Source organism: Arthrobacter sp. 01T425, assembly GCF_056398725.1.
Window position 1 is genome coordinate 37,435 of sequence record NZ_JBFTPY010000003.1, and the last position, 23,399, is coordinate 60,833.

Here is a 23,399-nt window from a genome sequence, read left to right on the forward strand (position 1 = left end):
AGACGGAAGACGCCGGCCGGCTTGCCGGTGATCCTGTCGAGTCAGTGCCGGCCGAGGTGGGCTGCGTCTTTCCAGACGCCATCTGCCGGCATTTCGAGCCGGTCGGTCATACCCTTCCGCCAATTCGGGGTCTCTACCGGTTCCCCCCAGTAGTCCGTGATGTGGGTGACTGTGCCGTCGACGAGTTCTCCGATGGTGACGTTGCGGTAGAGGCGTCCGTCGCCGTAGTTGCAGGTCCATTCGACGACGACGGTGGCGCCCAGCCGGTGCCGGCGGCCGATTTCCAGGGTGAGTTCGGGGAAGTTGCCTTCGACGTCTGCGATGAGTTGGCGGCCTCGGACGATTTCGCGCATCTGCGGCCATTGGCGGACTACGTTCTCGTTGAGGGGAGCGCCGAGGAGGTATTCGACGCGGGTGGCCCCGTTGTAGTCATCACTTGCAATGTCGGTCATGCTGGGATTCCTTCGGTGGTGGTGAGTGGGCGCCAGAGCTATGCGGTGGCGTAGCTGCGGCCCGGTGCCCATCCTTGTCCGCGCTCGCGAACCTCGTCAATGGTCGGTGCCTCGTTGAGGGTTCAGGCGTGGGCGATTGCACGGCGCACTCTGTCACCGATGCGCCACGGAATCACGCGGCTACGCCTGTGGACCCTGTGCACACCACCTTGGCCGGACAAACAACCACCGCCCTCTCCCCGGGCCCAAGTAACAAAGAGTTCCCAGACGTTCCGGCTGCCGACAGGGATGATCATGAGGGTTTGATCCCCGAGTCACAGCAAGTCATGCCGTTCCAAGCGCTCCCGGCCATGAAGGAGTGACTAGCAACACCCCTGTCCAAGCCAAGAGAAGGAGCCGCCAGACCGCAACGGCCAGCATCAAAAATGGGCCCCTGCAGGGGCCCATAAAAGGAGATTTGTGCACACTCAGTGGCTCATAAGCCCCTGAACCAAAGGACCGCACACAATTCATGGAGGTGCGGTCCTGGCTGCGCCACCGCTGCCAACTGACCGGCGGCACGACGTCCTCCAGCATTGACTTGTCAAAGAATCGGACCTCGCCCGTGGCCTGGAAAACACCGGAACTACTGTGTTCGCGTCCTTCGAGGTTTCGTAAATCTCGGGCGCGCTCCCGTGCTTTCGCGCAATGGTTCCAACCACCCTATGGAACCGGGACGACCCTGACGGCCAGGAAGTGCTGCGAAGGCTGAATGGAGTGCCCAGCTTCGGAGAGCAAAAGGCAAGGATCTTCCTCGCGCTACCCGGCAAACAGTGCTGACTCCAGGCACAAGGCTGGCGAGAGCTGCCGACCCCTACGGCCAAGAGAGCGCATTTCTTTCTGTCGCCGACATCATGGACCCCGAGTCGCTGAATAAAGTGCGCCAGCAAGCAGGCTGCCAGGGCCGCAATCAAAGCCGCGAAGCCATCCGAGCGCCTCGATTCGGCCCCTACCGCTCACCAGTGACGGCCGTTCCATCTCGACTACGACGACGAAGCACCGGGGTTGTTTGACGTAGGAGAGGAGCGGCTGTTCTATCGAACACGGTGGCCAGCCGCCCACACTTTCCTGACGCCAAGACCGGCGTCTAAGAGGACCGCATCCGCGGCGAACCCGGGATCCAACCGTCCCAGATCACCAGACCGGCCGACAGCCCGAGCCGGAGTCTCAGTCAACGCCTGCACCGCCGCGGGCAGAGCGATCCCGAGCTGCTGGACAGCGCGACGAAGCGCGGCGTCGAGAGTAAGCGTTGAACCCGCGATGGCCCCGCCATTGGTCAGGCGCGCAACTCCCCCACTCACCTTTACCGCCAACGACCCAAGCCGGTAGTCGCCATCCTTAGCACCGGCAGCGGCCATCGCGTCAGTGACGAAGGCAATCCGACCCGGAGCGGCATCGAAGGCGACTCGCACCACGTCGGGATGTACATGGACCCCGTCGTTGACTACTTCCAACGTCACATGTGGGGTCCCGATTGCGGCTCCTACCGGGCCCGGTTCCCGGTGGTGTAGTCCGTTCATTGCGTTGAAAGCGTGGGTCAGAATGCTGGCACCGGCATCGAAGGCTTCACGCGCCGTGGCATAGTCCGCATCGGTATGTCCGACAGCGACGGCCGTTCCCGCCTCCACAAACGAAGACACCGCGCGGATTCCCCCCGGCAATTCCGGTGCCAGCGTGATTTGGCAGATAGTGCCCCGGCCCGCTTCAAGAAGAGTCTCCACGGCCGCACAATCCAGGTTGCGCAGTAGTGAGGGGTCGTGTGCGCCCTTATGCCGCGGATTTAGAAAGGGGCCTTCCAAGTGACTCCCCAGGATCGTCTCATCCCCATCCGCCAGATCGGCGATGGTTTCCAAGCGCTGCCTCAGCTGCTCGAGGTCCGCCGTGACGAGGGACACTACGGAGCGGGTAGTCCCGTGGTGACGGTGCATGGCCAGGGCAGCGGCAACGGAATCAGGACCGTCATCAAAGGAGGCGTTTCCTCCACCGTGAGAATGAATATCGATAAATCCCGGCGTGAGCCATCCGTCGTCGCCGTCAACTACTTCGGCTGTGTCCAACCCCGGGAGAGCGCGCCAGGAGCCGCCCGACCCTGTGGCGGTGATTCTGCCGTCGTCGAAGTTGACCCAACCATCATCGAGTACCTTGCCGCCACTGACGACAGCCGCCGAGTGGATCACGCATCTTCCGAACTTCATCCCATCTCCAATCATTACTGCAAGCAGCTGCCTCCTCCGGTTTAGGGAGTTGGCAGGCCTCGTGGAACTAACCGCACTTTCAGAGCTGCTGCCATACTGGCTTGTTCTCGTATGTGTGCCTGTAGTAGTCCGCCAGGGCGAGTTGCGAAGCGGCCGCTTCATCGAGGATGACCCTGGTGTTCGGGTGCAGTTGAAGGATGGAACCGGGGCACATGGCCGATATTGGCCCTTCCACGAGCCGGGCGATGGCTTCGGCTTTGTGCTCCCCGGTGGCCATGAGGACAACACGACGGGCTTCCATGATGGTGCCTATTCCTTGGGTGATGACGTGGTGAGGGACATCGTTCGGATCGCTAAAAAAGCGTGCATTGTCCCGCCGGGTCTTGGAAAGAAGAGTTTTCACTCGGGTCCGTGACCCTAGGGAGGACCCTGGTTCATTGAAGCCAATATGGCCGTTCGAACCGACGCCGAGGACCTGGACGTCGATGCCGCCGGCGTCGATGATCGCCCTCTCAAAGTCCGCGGCTTCAATCTCCAGATCAGGGGCGTTCCCGTTGGGTCCGAGAACCCTGGCTGGATCGATGTCAACACGAGTAGTGAACTCCCTGTTGACCACCGCCTTGTAGGTTTCGGGGTGCCCCACGGGCAAGCCGATGTATTCATCCAGGCTGAAGGCGCGCACGTCGCGGAAGGTCAACTGCCCGCGACGGCTCCGACGCTCCAGTTCGTCATACAAAGGAAGCGGGGACGACCCGGTCGCCAGGCCCAGGACTGCCGCCGGCTTGCGGTTAATGATTCGTTCGAATGGGTCTGCGGCGGCCTGGCCGACAGCGTCAATATCTGGGCAAATAACAATTTCCATATCGATCTCCTGTTAAGTCTTCTGATTTCGAATCGGATCTTCATTGAGCAGAACCTCGGCGACGTTGGCTGACGAAGTGATGCATGGTCTTTTGTTGATGCCAGTCACAGCCTTGCCTGTTCGCTGTTGATGAGTTCCCGGGCCTTCAGTCCTGAGCCGACCAGTCCAGCATTCTGACCCAGTTCCGCCGGAACGATACCCGGCCGTGGCTGGAACGTGAGTAACTCATCCACTCGGTCGATGACCGGGGCAAATAATGCCTCGCCCGCTTCAGCCAGGCCACCGCCCAGCACAACAGTCTCCGTGCCCAGAATGGCCACGCACTGGGCGATGTTGAACGCAATAGCGTCCACTGCCTCGGACCAGATCCGCCGGGCAACCGTTTCCCCGTTCTGGGCCATCCGCAGTACACCGCGGGCGCCATCGGCGGCAAAACCTGTGGCCTCCGCATAACGCCGGGCAATGGCCCCGGCCGCCCCGATGCGTTCCAATTCCTGCAACGAACCGCCCGGAACGGGAACCAGCGCATAGCCTAGCTCTCCGGCATACCCGCCGCCGACCACGCGGCGGCCGTCGCTGAAAATGGCACCGGAAATTCCGGTGCCGATCACCATGACCATTGCATTGCTGCACTCACGTGCTGCACCGAGCCGGAACTCGGCCTCGCCGGCCATTTCGACATCACGACCGAAAGCCACGGGCAAATTGAGTCGCTCACTTAGCCGCTGGACGAACGGATAGTCCGACCAGCCCAGGTTGACGGAAAGAATGCCGATGCCAGCGTCCTCGTCCACCAACCCGGGGGCGCCCAGGCCGATGGCGGCCACCTCGACGTCCGGATGCGTCCGGCGGTATTGCCCAGTCAATTCCACAATCCGGTCCACCACTGCGTCTCCGGGCCGTGTGGCGTCCCGAGGCGTCCGCATCCGCTGCAGATCCAGCACCGGCAAGGACCCTGATTCGATTGGCCGGCCAAGCAGAATGCCGATCTTCATGTCGGTCCCGCCGACATCGATTGCCAGGACAGCCGGACCATCCCTCTGCGTATGCAGGCCCGACTCGGGCTCGACGAAGCGGCCTTGAACCCTCCCGGCGGCCGTTTCTTTGACGACCATCAATACATCTCCTTAATCGGAAGGCAGACACTGTGTTGCCCCCCGGATGCTGCAGAACGACGGCTCTCCGGCTAACCCTGGTGCGGTCTTGGCTTGGAGTGACGTTCACAGCGGTTGTTAGAAATGAAGCTTTCCCAACTAGGCGCCGCATCATCGTGGTGGCGATGAACGTTGAGTATACGCATGACTTTGCCAATATGGAAAGCGCTTACCAAGACGAGATCGCATCGTCCCGCCGAAGGTTGCCCACACCTGACCCTCGAGCCCAGCGTGGCACCGTCCATGAGGCCGGGAGTCCCGCCAGACCCGTCCGAGGGACGGCGCCTGCACTCGGCGGGATTGCATGGAAAGCGCATTCCCGTTACCGTGGAAGCGCCCCATCCCTGAACAGACTGCGAGTACCCTGATGGCCTTAGTCCCCGGCATCGACCCGACGCAACAGGTGGCAACGCTCACGCCCGGCATCTGTTCGGTGACGCTTCGCTCCCACAGTATCGACGAGGTGGTCGCGGTTGCCGCCGGGGCTGGCCTGTCCGGGATCGAGTGGGGCGCCGACGTCCACGTCGTCGACGCCGCCTCTGCGGACCATGCGCGACAGGCCTGCGCCGCTGCCGGGCTCAAGGTCCTCTCGCTGGGCTCGTATTACCGGGCTGGCACCTTCGGCGAATTCGACGACGCCGTGGCGCTGGCCGTCCGGGCGGGGGCACCGCGAGTGCGCATCTGGGCCGGCACGGTTGAACCTAACGATGCCGAGCAGCAGCTATGGGACGCGGTAGTGGCGGACACCCGGCGCATCGCCGCGTTGGCCGCGGAAAATGGCCTGCAGCTCGCCTTCGAATACCATGGAGGCACCCTGACCAGCACGGTCGAGGGCACCCTGGAGCTTCTCGAACGGGTGGACCGGCCTAATGTGGGCACCTATTGGCAGCCCGCCGTGGCGCTCAGTGAGCCGAACGCCGTGGCCTCGCTGCGCCAGGTGATCGGGCGCGTGGCCGGCGTGCACTGCTTCTCCTGGTGGCCCGCGACGGAGCGGCTCCCCCTGGAGGGCCGCAAGCGCCTGTGGCAGGCCGTGTCCGACGTCATTCGGGAACACGGTCGGGACATGGACATGATGCTCGAATTCGTCGAAGGTGACCTCCCGGAAAACGTCGTCCGCGACGCAGGGTTCCTGCGCAGGATCGCCACAGACGCCGGCTAGGCGCCGGCTGTGCTCCGGCGAAGCGCCACACTGCCTGCAATCGCGGCCGGGCCGGCATCGTCGGAGATGGCCCCCAAAGTCACCAGGCGTCCCAGCTCTTCCAGCGGCAGGCTCACCGTGGAAAGTGCCGGCCGGAAGTCGCGCAGCCACTCAATGTCGTCGAAGCCGGCCAGGGCGGCGTCGCGCGGAACCTTCAGCCCATGCTCGCGCAATGCCGCAGCCACCCCGATCGCCATGACGTCATTGCTGGCGAAAATGCACAACCGCGGCTGCCCTGCGGCCTCCGTGATCTTCCGGGCGATCACCACGCCGGCGCCGAAGCCGCCGTTCCGGTTGAACGGAACGTGTATGACCTCCGCGGCCGGCCGGCCGGCGTCGGACAATCCCTGCTGGAATCCCCGGATCCGTTCGTCCGAGGTGGCCAGGCCATCGGGGCCGCCCACGATCACAAACGCGCCCTCGTGGCTCCGGGTCAGCTTCCGGGCCAGGTCCCGGGCGAGATGTTCGTTGGGGACGGTGACCGTATAATACCCGTCCAGCTCTGCCGCGCCGGGGACCGGCCGGCCGAGAACGCCCACGCGCCCGCCGTTGCGGCAGTAGCGGTCCAGTTCCGCGGCGAGTTCGGCATTGGCCCCGGCGTCTTCGGCCCGCATAGAGCGCGAGCCGGCAATGATGATCGATTCGGCCCGGCGCGCGGCGAAGGCGACGACGGCTTCCTTCTCGGCTGCGGGCGTGCCGTCCGTCGTGGCCAGAAGCACCATGCGGTGCTCCTGCCGGGCGGCTGCCTGGACGCCTCGCGCGATGGCGGAGAAATACGGGTCCGCGATGTCGTGGACGATCAGCCCGATGAGTCCCGTGCTGGCCCTGGCCAGGGCCTGGGCCTGGGCGTTGGCCACGTAGCCGAGCGACTCGGCAGCCGCGCGGACCACCTCGGCAATGCCTTCGCCGGGCTTCCTCGCGGAGCCGTTGAGGACTCGCGAGGCCGTGGCAAGGGAAACTCCTGCCAGCTTGGCTACTTCGGCCAGGGTGCTTGCGGCCACGGGATGTCCTTTCTCTGGAGCGCTCCGAACCACCTTATGGCAGTTCTCCTGAAATATCCGGAAAGCGCTTGCCCCAGCGGTGCGGACAGTGCACACTTGAGCGGTGGGAATGCGCTTTCCCAACTTGAATAGCACCCTGATTACTGGAGGACACACATGGGCTTCGAAACAAAGACGATCCGCATCGCCATGAACGGCATTACCGGCCGGATGGGCTACCGCCAGCATCTGCTGCGGTCCATCCTCCCCATCCGGGATGCCGGGGGGTTCACCCTGGAGGACGGCACCCGGGTGCAGGTCGAACCGATCCTCGTCGGCCGGAACGAGGCCAAGATCCGCGAGCTCGCCGAACTGCACAAGGTCTCCGAATGGTCCACGGACCTGGACTCGGTCATCAACGATCCCACCGTCGACGTCGTCTTTGACGCGTCCATGACCAGCCTCCGCGCCGCCACGCTCAAGAGGGCCATGCGCGCCGGCAAGCACGTCTTCACTGAGAAGCCCACCGCCGAGACACTGGAGGAGGCCATCGAGCTCGCGAAGATCGGCAAGGAAGCCGGCGTCACGGCGGGCGTCGTCCACGACAAGCTGTACCTGCCGGGCCTGGTCAAGCTGCGCCGGCTGGTGGATGAGGGCTTCTTCGGCCGCATCCTCTCGATCCGCGGCGAATTCGGCTACTGGGTGTTCGAAGGCGACGTCCAGGCGGCCCAGCGTCCGTCCTGGAACTACCGCAAGGAAGACGGCGGCGGCATGACCACAGACATGTTCTGCCACTGGAACTACGTCCTGGAAGGCATCATCGGCAAGGTCACGAGCGTCAACGCCAAAACCGCCACCCACATCCCCCTCCGCTGGGACGAGGCCGGCAAGGAATACCCCGCCACTGCGGACGACGCGTCCTACGGGATCTTCGAACTCGAGACGCCGGCCGGCGATCCGGTGGTCGGTCAGATCAACTCCTCGTGGGCCGTCCGGGTCTACCGCGACGAGCTCGTGGAGTTCCAGATTGACGGCACCCACGGCTCCGCCGTCGCCGGCCTGAACAAGTGCCTCGCGCAGCAGCGCGCCCACACGCCCAAACCGGTCTGGAACCCGGACCTGCCGGTCACCGAATCCTTCCGCAGCCAGTGGCAGGAAGTCCCCGCCAACGCCGAGCTGGACAACGGCTTCAAGCTGCAGTGGGAAGAATTCCTCCGCGACCTCATCGCCGGCCGCGAACACCGCTTCGGGCTGCTGTCCGCCGCCCGGGGTGTCCAGCTCGCCGAGCTCGGCCTGCAGTCCAACGATGAGCGCCGCACCATCGATATCCCGGAGATCACACTCTGATGACGTCCCTCATTCTTCCCACTTACGACGGCGGCACCCGCGAGTACCGGCTCAGTGCCGCCCCCCGCTGGGCCAAGCCGACTGCACCGCTGACGTCACGGCGCGCCTACGCCGCGGCCCACGTCATTCCCGAAGTCACCGCCGACAACACGCCGGGCGCCCCGGCCCGGCTGGACTGGGATGCCACCCTGGCGTACCGGCACGAGCTGTGGTCCTACGGCCTCGGCGTGGCCGATGCCATGGACACCGCCCAACGGGGCATGGGCCTGGACTGGGACGCCACCCAGCAGCTCATCAAGCGCACCGGCGCCGAAGCAGCTTCGGTCGTTGCCTCGGGTGCTGCCGCGACCGCCGGCAAGTCGGTGCGCGATCTCGTATCCTGCGGGGCCGGGACCGACCAGCTGGATCTGGAAACGCTGCCCGCCGGTGCGGCAGGTATCGAGGCGGTCCTGAACGCCTACCGCGAGCAGATCGCCGTCGTCACTGAAGCGGGGCCCAAGGTGATCCTGATGGCGTCCCGGGCGCTGGCCATGGTGGCCGGCGGACCGGATGACTACCTGCATGTCTACTCGACCCTCCTGCAGGAGGTGGACCGGCCGGTCATCCTGCACTGGCTCGGCACCATGTTCGATCCGGCGCTGGCCGGGTACTGGGGCTCCGCGGACGTCGCCCGGGCCACCGAGACGTTCCTGTCACTGATCCGGGAACACGCGGACAAGGTGGACGGGGTCAAGGTCTCGCTCCTGGACGCCGGCCACGAACTGGCCCTGCGGGCCGCCCTGCCCCCGGGCGTGCGCCTCTACACCGGCGACGATTTCAACTACCCGGAACTGATCGACGGCGACGGCACGCACCACTCGGATGCCCTGCTGGGCATCTTCGCCGCGATCTACCCGGCTGCGTCGGCAGCCCTGCAGAGCTACGACGCCGGTAACGCCGCGCAAGCGCGCGCCATCCTGGACTCCACCCGGGAGCTGGGCAAGCACATCTTCAGCGCCCCGACCTTCTACTACAAGACCGGCATCGCGTTCCTGTCCTGGCTCAACGGCAAGCAGCCCGGATTCCAGATGGTGGGCGGACTGCAGTCCGGCCGGTCCGTGGTGCACCTGGCGAAGACCTTCGAACTGGCAGACCAGGCCGGACTGATCACCAACCCAGCCCTGGCCGCCTTCCGGATGTCGGATTTCCTGCGGATCAACGGGGTGGGAGTATGAGCGACTTTTCACGATTGTCCGATTTTTCACGATTGTCACTGAACAGCGCCACCACCAAGAAGTGGACCCTGGCCGAGGCCGTCGACGGCTGCGTTCGCGCCGGCATCCCGGCGATCGGCCCGTGGCGGGACGTCGTGCACGACACCGGCCTCGACAAAGCCGCGGCCCTGATCAAAGACGCCGGCCTGCGAGTGTCCTCGCTGTGCCGCGGCGGCTTCCTCACGGCGCCCGACCCCGCCGGCCAGGCCGCAGCACTGGCGGACAACCGGGCCGCCATACTGGAGGCCGTGGCACTGGACACGCAGGAACTGTTCCTCGTGGTCGGCGGCCTGGCGCCCGGCGAGAAGGACGTCGTGGCAGCCCGCCGGCGCGTCGCTGACCGCCTCGAGGACCTGGTGCCGTTCGCGGCCGACCACGGCATCCGGCTGGTGCTCGAACCCCTGCATCCGATGTATGCCGCGGACCGGGCCCTGATCTCCACCTTGCGTCAGGCCCTGGACCTGGCGGCCCCCTACGACGCGAAGGCGGTGGGCGTCGCCGTCGACACCTTCCACGTCTGGTGGGATCCGGAACTAAGGGCGCAGATCGAACGGGCCGGACGGGAGAACAGGATTGCTTCCTACCAGGTGTGCGACTTCAACCTCCCGATCGCAACGGACGCCCTGCTGTCCCGGGGCATGATGGGCGACGGCGTCATCGACTTCGGGACCATCGGCACCTGGGTCCGCGACGCCGGCTACACCGGCGACATCGAAGTGGAAATCTTCAACCAGGACATCTGGGACGCCGACGGCGACACCGTCCTGGACACCATGAAGGAACGGTACGCGCAGCTCGTGCTCCCGTCCGCCTGATACGTCCGGCCCAATGTCCGCGGGCGCCGGCCACGTCATGGCCGGCGCCCGCAACAGCAGGACGCACGGTTGCAGGGTTCCCTGCAGAAACCGAATCCCAGCCGATGTATGCCGGTCAGTCGACGCCGGCTGGGATTCGGCCGATCGCAAATGACTTCCAACCGACGAGAGGACGGAAAATGCACATTCTGGTCGCCCCTGACAAATTCAAGGGGTCACTCACCGCCGCCGAGGCAGCATCTGCCATGGCCGAGGGCGCCTCGCGCGCATTCCCGGGGGCAACCGTCACGCAGTTCCCGATCGCCGACGGCGGCGAAGGCACCCTCGACGCGGCTGTCCGCGCAGGCTACGAGCCGCGGCAGACCACCGTGGCCGGGCCCCTTCTGCAGACGGTCGGCGCGTACTGGGCGCTGCGACGTACACCAGCCGGCGGTGCCACCGCAGTGATTGAAACAGCGCAGGCCTCGGGTCTGACCGCCACGGCCCAGACCCCGGACAACGCCCTCCGGGCCCACAGTTATGGTTGCGGCGAGTTGATCGCGGAAGCTCTCGACGCCGGCGCCACGGAAATCATTCTGGGGCTCGGCGGCTCAGCCATGACCGACGGCGGCAGCGGCGCCCTGCGTGCCCTGGGGCTGCGTCCTCTGGACGCCGCCGGGAACGTGGTTCCCTTGGGCGGTGGTCCGCTGGCCGGCGTCGCCGCCGTGGACACTTCCGGTCTTGATCCTCGGCTGGCGACCGTGAGGCTCCGCCTTGCCGTCGACGTCCGCAATGCCTTGTTCGGGAACGAAGGTGCGGCCCACGTCTTCGGCCCGCAGAAGGGGGCAGACTCCGGTGCTGTTGAGCTGCTCGATGCCGGTCTCCGCACCTGGGCCGCCGTGTTGCGGGAAACGACGGGCCGGGACGTCAACGTTCCCGGTGCCGGCGCGGCCGGCGGCTTCCCGGCGTCGTTCCTGGCCTTCACGGAGGCCACCCTGGAAAGCGGCTTTGGCCTCGTGGCGGAGCTGACGGGATTAGCGGAGCAACTGGACTCCGCCGACCTCGTGATTACCGGGGAAGGATCTCTGGACGCCCAGTCCCTCTCCGGCAAAGCGCCCGTTGCGCTGGCGAATGCCGCCAAGGAGCGGGACATCCCCGTCATCGTGGTTGCCGGCCGCATCCTTGTCACGCCTCAGGAGCTGGCATCCAGGGGAATTGTTGCCGCTGCCCAGCTGGTGGACTTCGCCCAACGCAGCAACGATGGTCCGGACATTGACGATGCGGTGGCGAAGGCCGCCACATACCTCGAACTTGCCACCAGAAGCGTGCTTCCGGGACTAGTGGGGCCCAGCCAGACGTCGTGTTGCTATGGAATCGCGGCGACGCCTCGAATCAGCCACCCCGAATTCATGTACGAGCTTAGGACGCCGCACCGGCCGCGACCAGGGCGATGGTGAACGTGGTCCAGTCGCCTTGACTCCCAAGAGTATGTTCGTTGTAGTTCAACTTGAATCATTTGAACAATTCTGAACTTTATTAGGGAGTCGCGCGCATGTTATCCAAGGAGAGACATGGTTTAATCCTGAAGGAACTGGCGCTCAGCGGGTCGCTGACCGTCACCGAGTTCGCCGCCAAGGCCGGCATCTCCGGTATGACGGTCCGGCGGGACCTGGCGGCCCTGGAAGCCGAAGGACTACTGAGCCGGGTACACGGCGGCGCTGTTCCGGCTGCCGCGCCCTCCGGGTCCGAACGCCGCGGCCGCACCACCACTCGCCCACCCCTGGCAACAATCGGAATGGTAGCGCCTTCGGCGGCATACTACTTTCCGGGCATCATCCGAGGGGCCGAGGCCGCGGCGCGGGAACTGGGTGTCCGCCTGGTCCTTGGCGTCTCGAACTACTCGCCGTCGGAGGAGCGCCTGCAAATTCAGCGGTTACTCGCCAGTGGCGTGGACGGCCTCATGGTCACACCCAGCCAGGAATCATTGACTGGGACGCCAACCCTGGACCTGCTGGCCGCCGCCGAAGTGCCCATCATCGTTGTCGAGCGGTCCATTGATGATGTTCTCGACCCCGGCAGACTGGAATCGGTGCGCAGCGACCACGTCCGCGGGGCGGAAATTGCCGTCAACCACCTGCTGGCTCTGGGCCATAAGCGAATCGCCCTGTGTGCTCGTGAGGCCAGCCCCACGACAACTCCCCTGGGCGAGGGTTACCGTCTCGCCCTGCAGAAAGCCGGTCTTGACTACGAGGCAGGCATGGTGCGCGCCATCAGCCCGGTCCCGAGCGACCCCGAGGTCCTCCGGCGGCAAATCGACGGCATCCTGGACTGGATCCCGGACGCCGGGGTGACCGCCGCGATCGTCCACAACGACGACGACGCCCTCATGTTTGCTGACTCGTGCCAGGCGCGGAACCTACGCATCCCCGGACAACTTGCGCTGGTGGCGTACGACGACGAGATCGCCTCCCTGGGGTCCGTGTCCCTGACTGCTGTCGCTCCGCCGAAGTTCGACGTCGGGTACCAGGCATTGCAAATGTGCCTGAACCGCATCGTTTCCCGGCGCGGCACTTCCTCGGCGCTGCAGAGGGTCAGCCTGTCGCCCACCTTGGTTGTCCGGGACTCGACCATCAGCTAGCCGCCGGGCCATCCACCGGCCCGAATGTTCAGTTCTGTTCACTTTGTTGTTGTTGTTTAAATCTGCGTGTTTCATTGACGTACACCATGTGGCAGTCACCACATCCCACCTTCGCATCGTGGAATTCAAGGGAGAACAATGAAGCGTCGCAAACTGCTTATCGGGGCAGCAAGCCTGGCCAGCAGCGCATTGCTGCTGGCAGCCTGCGGAACGGCAACCACCCCGTCCGCCGCACCTACCCCCACCGAGGATCCCTCGGGCACTGTCACGTTTTGGTCAGCGCTCGCAGGAATGGACAAGGTGGCAGCCGCGTTCAACGCGAGCCAAACCAAGATCCGGGTCAATTTCGAGACCATCCCCAACGGCGACAACGGCGGCTACGCCAAGCTTTCCACGGCCATCACTGCAGGAAACGGGCCCGACGTAGCGACCATCGAGTACCCTCAGCTGCCGCAGTTCGTCAGCAACGGCCAAGTGCAGCCGCTGGATGGACTGATCGACAAGTCCGCAACCGTGGACAAGCTCGGCGGCGAAATCCGGAGCATGGTTCAGTTCGGCGACAAGACCTATGGTTTGCCCTACGACGCGGCTCCCATGGTCATGTACTACCGACAGGACATGCTGGCGAAGGCCGGCGTCGGTATCCCCAAGACCTGGCAGGAATTCGAAGAGGCGGGAGTCAAGCTCAAGTCGGTGGCACCTGACGCCTACCTGGCCAGCTTCAACCCCAACCAAGTAGCAGCCACCGCCGGACTGGCCTGGCAAGCAGGGGCCAAATGGTTCGGCACCTCTGGCGAAAGCTGGGCGATCGGTGTGAACGATGGTGCAACAAAGAAGGTGGCCGACTACTGGCAAAAACTGATTGACGACAAGATCGTCAAGGTACAGCAGGCCTACAGCGATGAGTGGAGCCTCGATCTGGCGAGGGGCACGGTCGTCGGTGTCCTCGGTGCGAACTGGAGCGCCACGGGCATCCAGAAGCGGACCGAAGCGAGCGGCCAGAAGGGACAGTGGATCGCCGCCGAAATGCCCAACTGGGGCACACCGGCCGGCGCTTTCTACGGTGGATCAAGTTTCAACGTCACCAAGAGCAGCAAGAACCCGGCTGCCGCGGCCAAGTTCATCGAGTTCCTCACCACAAACCAGGAAGCCATCAAGGCGCGTGGAAACACCGGCTCGGCCTTCCTCGCCTTCCCAGGACTGACTCCCGTGGCGCAGCAAGCCTACGACGCCAGCTACTTCGGCAACGACATCTACGCCGTCTTCAACAAGGCGTACGCAACAGTCAGCCCGGGCTGGCACTGGGGCCCCAACTGGGACATCACCAACACGGCCCTCAAAGACTCCTACGGCAAGCTCAGCACCGGTGGCACTGTCCAGGAGGCGGTAAACACGGCCCAAACGGCAACGGTGGCAGGACTTAAGCAGAACGGCCTGTCCGTCAAAGAGTAGTAACACCCCCTGGGCTGCCTCCACGGAGGCAGCCCAGGCAGTTAGGAGATCTTCATGGCCTCTCAGGCCCACACTACTGTTCCGCGCCGCAGGCGCAGTGCAGCCTCAGGAACCGGCGGCAGGACCGCAGCAATCTTCCTGGTCCCGTTCTTCGGCGTCTTTGCCATCGCCATGGTCGCACCAGTCATCTACTCGATTGTGCTGAGCCTCTATGCACAACAGAAATCGGGCCTTGGTTTCGGTGAAGCCAAGACGGCGTTTGTTGGACTCGAGAACTACCTCCAGGTCCTGCATTCGGAATCGTTCGTCAGCGGCATCGCCCGGCTTGGCTTGTACTGCCTGATCTACATCCCCTGCATGGTGGGCGGCGCCGTCATCTTTGCGCTCCTCCTCGATGCAACGGTTGCCCGGGCACGCAAGCTGTTCCAGTTGCTTATCTTCCTTCCTCACGCGGTGCCGGGCGTCATCGCAGCCCTGATCTGGGCCTACCTCTACACTCCGGGCATCAGCCCGCTGGTGCAAGCGTTCGAGGGCGGCGGCATTCAGATCAATTTCCTGGACGCCCACATGGTCCTCCCGGCGATCGTCAACATCGGCGTCTGGGAATGGACCGGCTACAACGTGATCATTCTGTTCACCGCGCTGCAGGCGGTTCCGCGGGAAATCCTGGAAGCAGCCCGGGTGGACGGAGCCGGCGAAATCCGGATGGCGCTGAGCATAAAGTTCCCCCTGATCCTGCCGGCGCTGAGCGTGATCATGCTGTTCACCATCATTGGAACGCTGCAGCTTTTCACGGAGCCCTCCATCATCGCCAAGGCCACCCCGTCCATCACCAGTACCTGGGTGCCCAACCTATGGGCCTATGACGCAGCCTTTATCCGACACAACCTCAACCAGGCCGCGGCCGCCTCGATCATCATTGCCGGGCTGGCAGCATTCCTGTCCCTGGTTGTCACCCGACTCAGCTCCAGGATGAACAAACCATGAGCACCAATATCCTGTCCCGCCCCAGAAACAAGGCGAGCAACCCCCCGGCGCCGAAACCCGCGCCGCGCGAGAAGACTTCGGCACTCCAAGGGGGTTTCGCCAGCAAGCTCACCGTCAACGGACTGCTGATCCTGGGTTCCGCCTACATGGTGGTTCCGGTCCTGTGGCTGCTCTTTGCGTCCACGAAGAACGCCGCAGACCTCTACGGCACGAGTGCCTACTCCTTGGGCAACTTTGCCCTCTTCGAAAACATCGCAGCGGTGGCCGCCCAGGACGGAGGGACGTTTTTCCGTTGGATGGGCAACTCCGTCCTCTATGCCGGCTTCGGCGCCGTCTTCGGCGGACTCATCTCCGTCATGGCAGGCTACGCCTTCGACAAGTTCCAGTTCCGCGGCAAGAACTCGCTGTTCGGATTTGTCCTCGTGGGAGTCCTGATCCCCAATACGGCAACGGTACTGCCGATGTACCTGCTGGCATCGGTGGTGGGCATGACCAACACCATTTGGGCAATCCTGATCCCGGTCCTTTGCAACCCCTTCGGCGTGTACCTGGCCCGCGTCTATGCCGCTTCCTACGTCCCCATGGAGACGCTGGAAGCAGCCCGAATGGACGGGGCCGGACCCATCCGGTCGTTCGTCTCGTTGGGGCTACCCATGATGATGCCGGGCTACATCACCATTGCCCTGTTCCAATTCATCGGCGTGTGGAACAACTTCATGCTTCCCCTGATCATGCTGCAGGACCAGCAACTCTTACCGGTCAGTGTGGGCATCTCCATCTGGCAGGGCTACGCGGTTCCCCAGCCCGAGTTCGCCCCCATGGTCATCACGGGTTCGCTGCTGTCCGTGATCCCGCTGGTGGTGGCGTTTATCATGCTGCAGCGTTTCTGGAAGTCCGGACTGACAGCGGGGAGCGTCAAGTGAACCTGTCCCCGGAAAAGCTAAACGTCGCGCTTGCCATGAGGGCCGACGTCGCCGCCAGGATCTTCCCCACCCGGCGCCTGGATTCCCTGAACCCTGGCCTGCGGCTCCTGAGCCCGGAGCCCATGGAAGACTTCGCGTCACCCCAAGCGCTGGGACTCCTCGCCGAAACCGACATCCTCATCACGGGATGGGGCTGCCCCACTGTGGATTCCGCCGTCCTGGATGCCGCTCCGCGGCTGCGCCACATCCTGCACGCCGGCGGTACCGTCAAGAACCACGTGGGAGACGAGTGCTGGGCCCGGGGCCTCCAGGTCAGCACCGCCGCGGACGCCAACGCCATCCCGGTGGCGGAGTACGCCCTGGCCATGATCCTGCTGGCCAACAAAAGGGTCCTGCAAATTGCCCGGAAGCTGCACACCGAAAAGTCAGCCATCGACCCGGACAGCCTGTTTCCCGAGATGGGCAACTATGGCAAACGGGTAGGCATCATCGGCGCGTCCAAAATCGGCAGGCACGTCATTCGGCTGCTCGCGCCGTACGAACTCGACGTCGTGGTGGCCGACCCCTATTTGAGCCCTGACGAGGCCGCGTCCCTCGGCGTGCAGTTGGTGAGTCTGGCGGAACTCGCGGAAAGCAGCGACGTCGTGTCGCTGCATGCGCCGTCGCTTCCCTCCACCCAGAACCTGATCGATGCCGCGCTGATAGCGCGCTTCCGGAGCGGGGCCACGTTTATCAACACCGCCCGCGGGGAGCTGGTGGACCAGGATGCACTTCTTGCGCGCCTGGAACGGCACGAGCTGTTTGCCGTCCTGGACGTCACCACTCCCTGGGTCCTGCCTGCGGATTCGGGCTTCTACTCCAACCCAAACGTCCTGCTTACCCCGCATCTTGCCGGGTCGCTAGGCACTGAGCTGGACCGGCTGGCCGCCACCGCCGTGGCCGAAGCCCACCGAGTGTCGCGCGGTGAGCCGCTGCTATTCCCCGTCCGCATGGCGGACCTGGCCGTCACCGCCTAACTGCAGCACCGTCGTCGTACTCTGCATTTCCGCGGGCTTTCCCGCGGGCAATTCCGCACGCAAAAAGTTCGACGGCGGCAGCCTTGCAACAGCTTTCACCTCCCATTCAGAACAAAGGAAGTTCAATGCAGATTTCCAACATCAGCAGGCGGGCCGTCCTCCAGGCAGGCGGCGCAGCCGGTCTCGCGGCCGCACTGGGCCTGTCCGCGTCCGGACCGGCAGTGGCCACGGACCCGTCCGCCCAGCGCGGCGGGCACGGCACCACCGAAATCGTCGATTTGGGACCGGCGGTAGTCCAGTTCTCGCTGATGAGTTCGATTCTGGTCGGCGACATTGTCTACATCGGTTCCCGCAACCTCGACCCCGTCCGCATCGTCGCCTTCCACGTGCCCACGGGCACGGTAGTCGGCGAGACAGTGCTGGCCACCGGCTACAGCATTCAGGCCCTGGCGGCCGATTCCACGGGCCGCTACCTGTATGCCGGTGTCCTCCAAAATTCCGGTGGAGCGCAGCCCAACCTTTACCGCTGGGACCTGGCCACCCTGTCGACGAAGGCAACGCCGATCGGCCGCATCGGTGACCGCGACGTGCGCGACCTCAGCGTGGCACCAAACGGACGCCTGTACGCGGTTGGCGGCGGGAGTCCCACCAAGCCGGCTTTGTGGGAGTACAACCCTGCCACCGGCCAGGTCGTCAGTCTGGGGATCCCCGATACGGGCGCTACGCTGGCGCGGGCGGTTGCGGCCACCGATACCACGGTTTTCTTCGGCGCCGGCAGCACCCTTGGCGGCGGCGGCAGTGCGGGCCGGGCCTGCCTCTGGGCGTACAGCCGCGCCACCCAAACCTTTCAGCTGGTCACCCCCTCGGAGATGCAAGCGGATCCCAGTATCCGGGACCTGGCCATCGTCGGAGACAAGCTTCTGGTAAGTTCTGCCGCTTCGACCGAACAGTCGAAGGTTGCCCTCATGGCGCTGGACAACCCCTCTTCTTATTCCGTGGCGACGTCGATCGGCAAGACGGTCAAGAACTTCGCAAGTATCGGCGACCAGGTGTACTTCGCCAACGAGTCTGGCCTGTGCGTGTACTCCGTGGAATCGAACTCGATCTCGCAGTTGGCGCTGAACGGCCCGCCCCTCGGCGAAATCTGGGGCGTGGACGCCCGGAACGACAAGCTCCTGGTCACCTCGGGCTACGGCTTCGTGGCCGAGATCGACCCCGGCACGGGAAGCGTGGCCGTCACTGACCTTGGGCAGGCCGGCGCGTCCGCCACCGCCCAGACGGCGATGGGCCTGGCCGCCGGTTCGGGATTTGTCTACGCCGGAGGCAACGGCGTGATCGCCCGCCACTCGCTGAAGAACGGCGAAGTCGTCAACTTGAACGCCCCTGGTGAGGCCAAGGACGCCGTGATTGTGGACGGTGTCTTGTTCACCGGCCAGTACAGCTCACAGGGTATCTGGGAGTACGATCCACGCAGCGGCCAGCCTGTCCACCAGGCCGCCAGCTTTCCCTCCGCGCAGAACCGTCCGCTGGACGTCTGCTGGGACGAGGTCAACAAACTCGTACTGGTCGCCGCGCAGGCCGACACCGAGGGCGGCGGGTCGTTCTGGACCTACGATCCCCGCACCGGAACGAAGCAGTGCTTCACCAACCCGATCGACAACCGCCAGCTCCTGCGCGCTGTAGCCACCCGCGACGGCGTGGCCTACCTCGGAGGCGGTCTCCCCACACTGGACGGTCCGGGCACGATTGTGGCCTTCGATCCGGTAGCGGGCAAGGAACTCTGGAGGATCGAACCACAGATGGGAGCGGGCATTTCCGCCCTCGCCGTCCAGGGACGGAACCTCTACGGGCTGACCCGCAAAGGCGGCATCTTCGTCATCGACCTCCCAAAGCGGCAACTGGTGCACCAGGCGGACATCAGCTCCGTGTCCTTCGGCTTCGCTGCCATGGTGACCAACCGAGGCGTGGTCTACGGCGTGTCGGACACCACCGTGTTCCGCTTCGACCCGAAGACGTTCGAGGTGGCAACCGTGCTTCCGGAGACCGACGGCGGCTGGTACAGCGGATCCCACATCACGAACGACGAAAATGGCTACCTCTACACTCTGCGTGGCCGGAACCTCGTCCAGATCGATGACCATCCAAGGCCCTGACGTCCGGAGAACAAGCGCCGACGGCGGCACCCTGACTGGGCGCCGCCGTCTCGTCGTACTTCGCCCGCGACTGCGCGGCCTTCGTCGGGGACCCTAAGCAAAACCACTCGCCCGGTCCCGCATGCCGGTATCCCATCGTGACATCGTCCGCTCGCTCCCCCGCCGCGAGAAATCCCATACAGCCACTGGATTCTTGGATTCGCCTCTACCCGGCCCGCAAAACTGTCCCGATCAGGTGGGACAAACGCGACAGTTGCACCAAGGAGATTTGCACACACTCAGAGGCCAACAAGCCTCTGACGTGGGAAAACGTGCCCGAGGTGGGACTCGAACCGCATTCGCTCCCCCGCGGAAACATACGGAATCCGGCCTGATCCGGCACCGGTACGACCCAGTCCTAAGCCCAAAGTGCATCGAATCCCACCGGCGGGCAATCCGCCTACACAAAGCCGGTCTGGACGACGTCCCAGCAGTCAATGTGGTCGCACCAGTGGCCCGTCGGGTCGTCCCGGGAAGACCGCCGAAGGACCAAAAGGCAGCAGGGCTGAGGCATGGATCGGCCGGCATGACGACACGCGCGGCGCAAGTTCCTCTGATTGTCGATAGCCGGTGCCACCATCGAGATATGAGCACTCCAACAGTGGAAGCAGCGATCAATGAGCTCATGGATTGGGAGTGGCACGCAGTCGAGGAGTTACTCGCGAAACGCGGCCTCCTGGGCGACGGACTCCTCGTTGAGGACTACACCGGACTGATGTCATGGCTCGAATCAGTGACCCGGTACACCGTCGTGCATTCCGCGACAGTGGCCGTCCTGTTCGTGAACTCCTTCCCGGTCGATGCCATCTCCTTCCACCGCGACCTTCTCGGCTCGGACGATCCGAAGTCGTTCTTCACCCTCATGCCGCGGACGTAGAACCTCAGCGGCCCGCGGACAGGCGCGTCGACTGGCACCTTCGGCCGGTCATGCCGTACAAATGATGGCTATGACGACGACCACCGAAGCGCCGGCCTTTCACGCGACAGACGAAACCGTGACCGCTCAAACCCATCGTGTGGTCTTCTCGGACCCCGATGCCGTGACGGCGACAGCGGTACGCGACACTGACACTCGGGGCGCCGCCCAGGCCCCGGTCTTCTCGAGCCCCTACTGATCTCCCCGGCCCGCCATGTCAGAGCTCCGGCCGGCGGACCTTCGCGTGCCTTCCCTGAGCATGGCCAAACCCGTGAACCGAGTCCCCGGCCCGGACGTGCTTCCCGCGGCTCCTGGTACGAGCCCAAGCGGGGACGGCTTTCGGGTATCGGCAGTGGTCGCGGAGACGGGCGTGACGCTGTGCCCTGTCAGGGCAAAGACCTGACCCTGTGGTGCCCTGACCTGGCTGCTGCCCTTGCGGAGCAGGTCCCGCCCGGGTGCGTGATCGACGGCGAGGAGCTCATCTGGGCGGGCGATGGCCGTTATGACGGCAGGGAGCCGCGGACTGAAGGTCCTCACCGGCCAGGGAGCAGCCATCGACACCACGACCGCTTCCGGGAAGCTGGTCTTCGGGATCTTCGCGGGCCTGGCCGAGTTCGAACGCGAACTCATCTCAGAACGAACCATCACAGGACTGGCCTCCGCGCGGGCCCGCGGCGGCCGCCCCTACAAGATGACCCCATCCAAGCTCCTCCTCGCGATGGCGTCAATGGGCAAACCCGAAACCAAAGTCAGCGAACTCTGCACCGAACTCGGCATCACCCGCCAGACCATCCACCGCCCTGTCTCCCGCACGGGTGAGCTCGCCCGGACGGAGCCAACCTGCTACCGCGGCAGCTGGCAACCCACGGCGACAACCAACGAACGCCGCCTCGGGCCCCCATCAGCCACTCCCCCGCCATACCGATGCGGGACGCTTTATCGAGACCCAGGCGCGCATCAAAGTAGCAGCTCAAACGCCTGTGCCAAAGTCTGTAACTATTCGTTGGGAGTGGCGGTTAAATCACAGCTTGGAGTGGGCGGTTCGCCGTTCCTTTTGTGGAATCCTTAGCGGCGATCGGCGCTGGGTGCTGAGTTTCGTGGTCATCGGGCGTCGAGACTCCCCTGCCGCTCCAGGCGGGAGGAGATTGCTCTTTCCACTAGTCGGCGGGCTGTGCGGCGGGACTTTACGGGCCCGGCCTATCCACTGGACAGATTTGAGCGTACAACGATGTCATGGGTGCCCTGGCTGCTCGGTGGCGGACGCGTTCTTGTCCGCTCGGTGCCGCAGTTATCTCCGCGGCTTTGGTTCTCCCTGTGAGCGGCTGCGTGGGGGCCCCTCCCGGGCCGGCTCCATCGAGCGTCTTCGCGACCCAGGCAGTGACCCAGGAAGCGATCCAGGCCGCGACGGATTCTCTGGAAGGCCGGGTCCGGCACTTCATGGAGGGCGGGGCGACGTCCTTGGTTGTGCAGGTGAGATGGCCGGGCGGCGAATGGTCCAAGGCCTACGGGGTGCGAAACCTGGACAGCAAGGACCCGGCCCGGCCCCAGGACCGGGTATCCGTGGCCAGCATTACGAAGTCGATGGTCGCCGTCTCAGTCTTGAAACTCGTCGACCAGGGACTTATCGGGCTCGATGATCCGGTGAACGGTGTCCTGGAGAGTTTCCGGACCACGCTGCGGCCGCCCGGACTGATCACCGTGCGCCAGTTGCTGAACCATAACTCCGGCATGCCCGATTACGTGGATTCCGAATACTCTGCGGGACCACTGAAGCAGGTTGCGAACACACGGCTCAGCATGCAGCGGGCACTCGAACTGGCCGCCACGCTCCCCTGGGAGTCCAAGAACGTGGACCGCTTTTCTTACTCGAGCTCCAATTACATGGCTCTCGGCCAGCTGATCGAAAAGCTGCGCGGACGGCCCGTTGCCGACGTGCTCAATGAAGACATCTTCGGCCCTCTGGGACTTCAGCACACGTCGCTGGCCGAACCGGACCGCCAGGCTCCGGACAACATCCACGCCTACATCCTTGAGGGCGGCGAACGGGTCGATCTCACCCAGCCCGAGGTTTGGGTCGGCTCCCCCGCAGCCGGCGTCATCTCCACCACGCAGGACGTCAACAACTTCTACCGGGCCCTCCTGCGCGGCCAGCTCCTTTCGCCCGCCATGCTTGAGGAAATGAAGAAGAAGGCCGGCTTCGCGGACTACGGGCTCGGCCTGGGGCGGTATCCTGACGCGTGTTCCGGCGACTTCCGCTACGGCCACCCAGGGGGCGGATTCGGCTACCTCAGTATTTCCATCACGAGCGCCGACGGCGGCAGCCAGGTCACGATGACCATGACAATGCCGCCGCGGCCTTGGCAGGACCCTGCAACTGCACGCCGCGTCGACCTGCTCCAGACGCAGATGGAACAGGCCGCCCAGGAAACCCTCGACCGCCTCTGCCAGTGAACAGATCGGGGAGCCGGGCCCGGGTGGAGCCCCTCCCGTTGTGAACCCGGCGGCCTTGGCCGGAGACCGCCTGGCTTGCGGGCTTATCCCATCCCGGCAATGCCAGCCCAAGCGCCACCCGCGCCGGTCCCGCCACCGCCACGGTCGTCGTCCTTACCGCAACGCCTGCAGCGCTTGTAGCGGCCGCCATCCTCGGTGAACTCCAGGTGCCAATCATGGCGCATGTTCAACTTACACAACAGGGTCCTGAGCATGACCCTCTCCGAGTTGAGTCACGATCCACGCAAACCGCGATCCCGTCCACGTTGGTCCAAGTACCAGTCCGCCTGATTTCAACAGTGGGTCGGTGAGTGCGGTCACCAGCCGAAGCGGTGCCCGGAGCGTGGGTTATGGTTGCTGCCCGCGTGACAGCTGTCGCTCGGAGGTTTTCATGTGAGGCAACAAGGGGGCAAATCGCGCGACACCGTGAACACGGTGATGAACGCCGTTTTCAGCGTGATCTTCCTTGCAGACTTCATCTACCGGGTCGTCACCGCGCCATCGCCGGGCG

At 64.6% G+C, this 23,399-nt stretch carries 19 protein-coding genes and 1 pseudogene; 15 read left to right on the forward strand and 5 right to left on the reverse strand.

Annotated elements, in window-relative coordinates:
• Nucleotides 1-41: 41 nt before the first annotated feature.
• Nucleotides 42-452, reverse strand: coding sequence for a nuclear transport factor 2-like protein (locus tag AC1DNG_RS05425; protein WP_476886814.1), 411 nt, complete (start codon nt 450-452; stop codon nt 42-44).
• A 711-nt stretch (nt 453-1,163) separates the two neighbouring features.
• Here AC1DNG_RS05425 and AC1DNG_RS05430 point away from each other — a divergent pair.
• Nucleotides 1,164-1,457: pseudogene (locus tag AC1DNG_RS05430) on the forward strand (HhH-GDP family DNA glycosylase); the annotation flags it as partial.
• A 68-nt stretch (nt 1,458-1,525) separates the two neighbouring features.
• Here the strand turns inward: AC1DNG_RS05430 and nagA are convergent.
• The 3 genes from nagA to AC1DNG_RS05445 form a co-directional block, all read right to left on the reverse strand.
• Nucleotides 1,526-2,686: an N-acetylglucosamine-6-phosphate deacetylase gene (nagA, locus tag AC1DNG_RS05435; RefSeq protein WP_476850833.1), complete on the reverse strand. Its 1,161-nt coding sequence runs from the start codon at nt 2,684-2,686 to the stop codon at nt 1,526-1,528.
• 79 nt (nt 2,687-2,765) lie between these two features.
• Nucleotides 2,766-3,548 carry a glucosamine-6-phosphate deaminase gene (nagB, locus tag AC1DNG_RS05440; protein ID WP_476850834.1) on the reverse strand — a complete coding sequence of 261 codons (783 nt, stop codon included), beginning with the start codon at nt 3,546-3,548 and terminating at the stop codon, nt 2,766-2,768.
• A 104-nt stretch (nt 3,549-3,652) separates the two neighbouring features.
• On the reverse strand, nt 3,653-4,663 hold the full coding sequence (locus AC1DNG_RS05445) for an ROK family protein (RefSeq protein ID WP_476886815.1): 1,011 nt from the start codon (nt 4,661-4,663) through the stop codon (nt 3,653-3,655).
• Between the two features lie 406 nt (nt 4,664-5,069).
• Here AC1DNG_RS05445 and AC1DNG_RS05450 point away from each other — a divergent pair, with 406 nt between their 5' ends.
• Nucleotides 5,070-5,861, forward strand: a complete 792-nt coding sequence (locus tag AC1DNG_RS05450; RefSeq protein WP_476886816.1) for a sugar phosphate isomerase/epimerase family protein — start codon at nt 5,070-5,072, stop codon at nt 5,859-5,861.
• Here AC1DNG_RS05450 and AC1DNG_RS05455 read toward each other — a convergent pair.
• Nucleotides 5,858-6,901 (reverse strand): LacI family DNA-binding transcriptional regulator, encoded by a 1,044-nt coding sequence (locus tag AC1DNG_RS05455; protein WP_476886817.1) that lies wholly within the window; start codon nt 6,899-6,901, stop codon nt 5,858-5,860. The two genes, AC1DNG_RS05450 and AC1DNG_RS05455, sit on opposite strands and share 4 nt — an antisense overlap.
• Nucleotides 6,902-7,057: 156 nt before the next feature.
• On the opposite strand from AC1DNG_RS05455, the gene AC1DNG_RS05460 reads away from it, so the two are divergent.
• The 13 genes from AC1DNG_RS05460 (at nt 7,058) to AC1DNG_RS05520 (ending at nt 22,849) form a co-directional block, all read left to right on the forward strand.
• Entirely contained in the window at nt 7,058-8,227 is a 1,170-nt protein-coding gene (locus tag AC1DNG_RS05460) for a Gfo/Idh/MocA family protein (protein ID WP_476886818.1), read from the forward strand.
• Nucleotides 8,227-9,441 (forward strand): dihydrodipicolinate synthase family protein, encoded by a 1,215-nt coding sequence (locus AC1DNG_RS05465; RefSeq protein WP_476886819.1) that lies wholly within the window; start codon nt 8,227-8,229, stop codon nt 9,439-9,441. Before AC1DNG_RS05460 ends, AC1DNG_RS05465 begins: the two co-directional genes overlap by 1 nt.
• A gap of 14 nt (nt 9,442-9,455) precedes the next feature.
• Complete coding sequence (locus tag AC1DNG_RS05470) at nt 9,456-10,295, forward strand: sugar phosphate isomerase/epimerase family protein (protein WP_476886958.1); 840 nt, start codon at nt 9,456-9,458, stop codon at nt 10,293-10,295.
• A gap of 179 nt (nt 10,296-10,474) precedes the next feature.
• Nucleotides 10,475-11,731, forward strand: coding sequence for a glycerate kinase (locus AC1DNG_RS05475; protein WP_476886820.1), 1,257 nt, complete (start codon nt 10,475-10,477; stop codon nt 11,729-11,731).
• 95 nt (nt 11,732-11,826) lie between these two features.
• Nucleotides 11,827-12,912, forward strand: a complete 1,086-nt coding sequence (locus AC1DNG_RS05480; protein WP_476886821.1) for a LacI family DNA-binding transcriptional regulator — start codon at nt 11,827-11,829, stop codon at nt 12,910-12,912.
• 138 nt (nt 12,913-13,050) lie between these two features.
• Nucleotides 13,051-14,364 carry an ABC transporter substrate-binding protein gene (locus AC1DNG_RS05485; RefSeq protein ID WP_476886822.1) on the forward strand — a complete coding sequence of 438 codons (1,314 nt, stop codon included), beginning with the start codon at nt 13,051-13,053 and terminating at the stop codon, nt 14,362-14,364.
• Between the two features lie 54 nt (nt 14,365-14,418).
• Complete coding sequence (locus AC1DNG_RS05490) at nt 14,419-15,351, forward strand: carbohydrate ABC transporter permease (protein WP_476850844.1); 933 nt, start codon at nt 14,419-14,421, stop codon at nt 15,349-15,351.
• Complete coding sequence (locus tag AC1DNG_RS05495) at nt 15,348-16,274, forward strand: carbohydrate ABC transporter permease (RefSeq protein WP_476850845.1); 927 nt, start codon at nt 15,348-15,350, stop codon at nt 16,272-16,274. Before AC1DNG_RS05490 ends, AC1DNG_RS05495 begins: the two co-directional genes overlap by 4 nt.
• Complete coding sequence (locus tag AC1DNG_RS05500) at nt 16,271-17,290, forward strand: hydroxyacid dehydrogenase (RefSeq protein ID WP_476886823.1); 1,020 nt, start codon at nt 16,271-16,273, stop codon at nt 17,288-17,290. The genes AC1DNG_RS05495 and AC1DNG_RS05500 overlap by 4 nt, the downstream gene beginning before the upstream one ends.
• Nucleotides 17,291-17,415: 125 nt before the next feature.
• Nucleotides 17,416-19,443: an outer membrane protein assembly factor BamB family protein gene (locus AC1DNG_RS05505; RefSeq protein ID WP_476850847.1), complete on the forward strand. Its 2,028-nt coding sequence runs from the start codon at nt 17,416-17,418 to the stop codon at nt 19,441-19,443.
• Nucleotides 19,444-20,068: 625 nt separating this feature from the next.
• A complete protein-coding gene (locus AC1DNG_RS05510) occupies nt 20,069-20,359 on the forward strand; it encodes a hypothetical protein (RefSeq protein WP_476850848.1) in 291 nt (96 codons plus the stop codon).
• A 541-nt stretch (nt 20,360-20,900) separates the two neighbouring features.
• Nucleotides 20,901-21,467 carry a recombinase family protein gene (locus tag AC1DNG_RS05515; protein WP_476850849.1) on the forward strand — a complete coding sequence of 189 codons (567 nt, stop codon included), beginning with the start codon at nt 20,901-20,903 and terminating at the stop codon, nt 21,465-21,467.
• Between the two features lie 308 nt (nt 21,468-21,775).
• Nucleotides 21,776-22,849, forward strand: coding sequence for a serine hydrolase domain-containing protein (locus tag AC1DNG_RS05520; RefSeq protein ID WP_476886824.1), 1,074 nt, complete (start codon nt 21,776-21,778; stop codon nt 22,847-22,849).
• The last annotated feature ends 550 nt before the right edge of the window (nt 22,850-23,399 follow it).

Bases quoted from the DNA above. Each gene is read 5' to 3' on its own strand.
- AC1DNG_RS05495 (WP_476850845.1), top strand. From the start codon at position 15,348: ATGAGCACCAATATCCTGTCCCGCCCCAGAAACAAGGCGAGCAACCCC.
- nagB (WP_476850834.1), bottom strand. From the start codon at position 3,548: ATGGAAATTGTTATTTGCCCAGATATTGACGCTGTCGGCCAGGCCGCC.
- nagA (WP_476850833.1), bottom strand. From the start codon at position 2,686: ATGAAGTTCGGAAGATGCGTGATCCACTCGGCGGCTGTCGTCAGTGGC.
- AC1DNG_RS05475 (WP_476886820.1), top strand. From the start codon at position 10,475: ATGCACATTCTGGTCGCCCCTGACAAATTCAAGGGGTCACTCACCGCC.
- AC1DNG_RS05485 (WP_476886822.1), top strand. From the start codon at position 13,051: ATGAAGCGTCGCAAACTGCTTATCGGGGCAGCAAGCCTGGCCAGCAGC.
- AC1DNG_RS05510 (WP_476850848.1), top strand. From the start codon at position 20,069: ATGAGCACTCCAACAGTGGAAGCAGCGATCAATGAGCTCATGGATTGG.
- AC1DNG_RS05450 (WP_476886816.1), top strand. From the start codon at position 5,070: ATGGCCTTAGTCCCCGGCATCGACCCGACGCAACAGGTGGCAACGCTC.
- AC1DNG_RS05490 (WP_476850844.1), top strand. From the start codon at position 14,419: ATGGCCTCTCAGGCCCACACTACTGTTCCGCGCCGCAGGCGCAGTGCA.
- AC1DNG_RS05480 (WP_476886821.1), top strand. From the start codon at position 11,827: ATGTTATCCAAGGAGAGACATGGTTTAATCCTGAAGGAACTGGCGCTC.
- AC1DNG_RS05460 (WP_476886818.1), top strand. From the start codon at position 7,058: ATGGGCTTCGAAACAAAGACGATCCGCATCGCCATGAACGGCATTACC.
- AC1DNG_RS05465 (WP_476886819.1), top strand. From the start codon at position 8,227: ATGACGTCCCTCATTCTTCCCACTTACGACGGCGGCACCCGCGAGTAC.
- AC1DNG_RS05505 (WP_476850847.1), top strand. From the start codon at position 17,416: ATGCAGATTTCCAACATCAGCAGGCGGGCCGTCCTCCAGGCAGGCGGC.
- AC1DNG_RS05445 (WP_476886815.1), bottom strand. From the start codon at position 4,663: ATGGTCGTCAAAGAAACGGCCGCCGGGAGGGTTCAAGGCCGCTTCGTC.
- AC1DNG_RS05515 (WP_476850849.1), top strand. From the start codon at position 20,901: ATGACGGCAGGGAGCCGCGGACTGAAGGTCCTCACCGGCCAGGGAGCA.
- AC1DNG_RS05425 (WP_476886814.1), bottom strand. From the start codon at position 452: ATGACCGACATTGCAAGTGATGACTACAACGGGGCCACCCGCGTCGAA.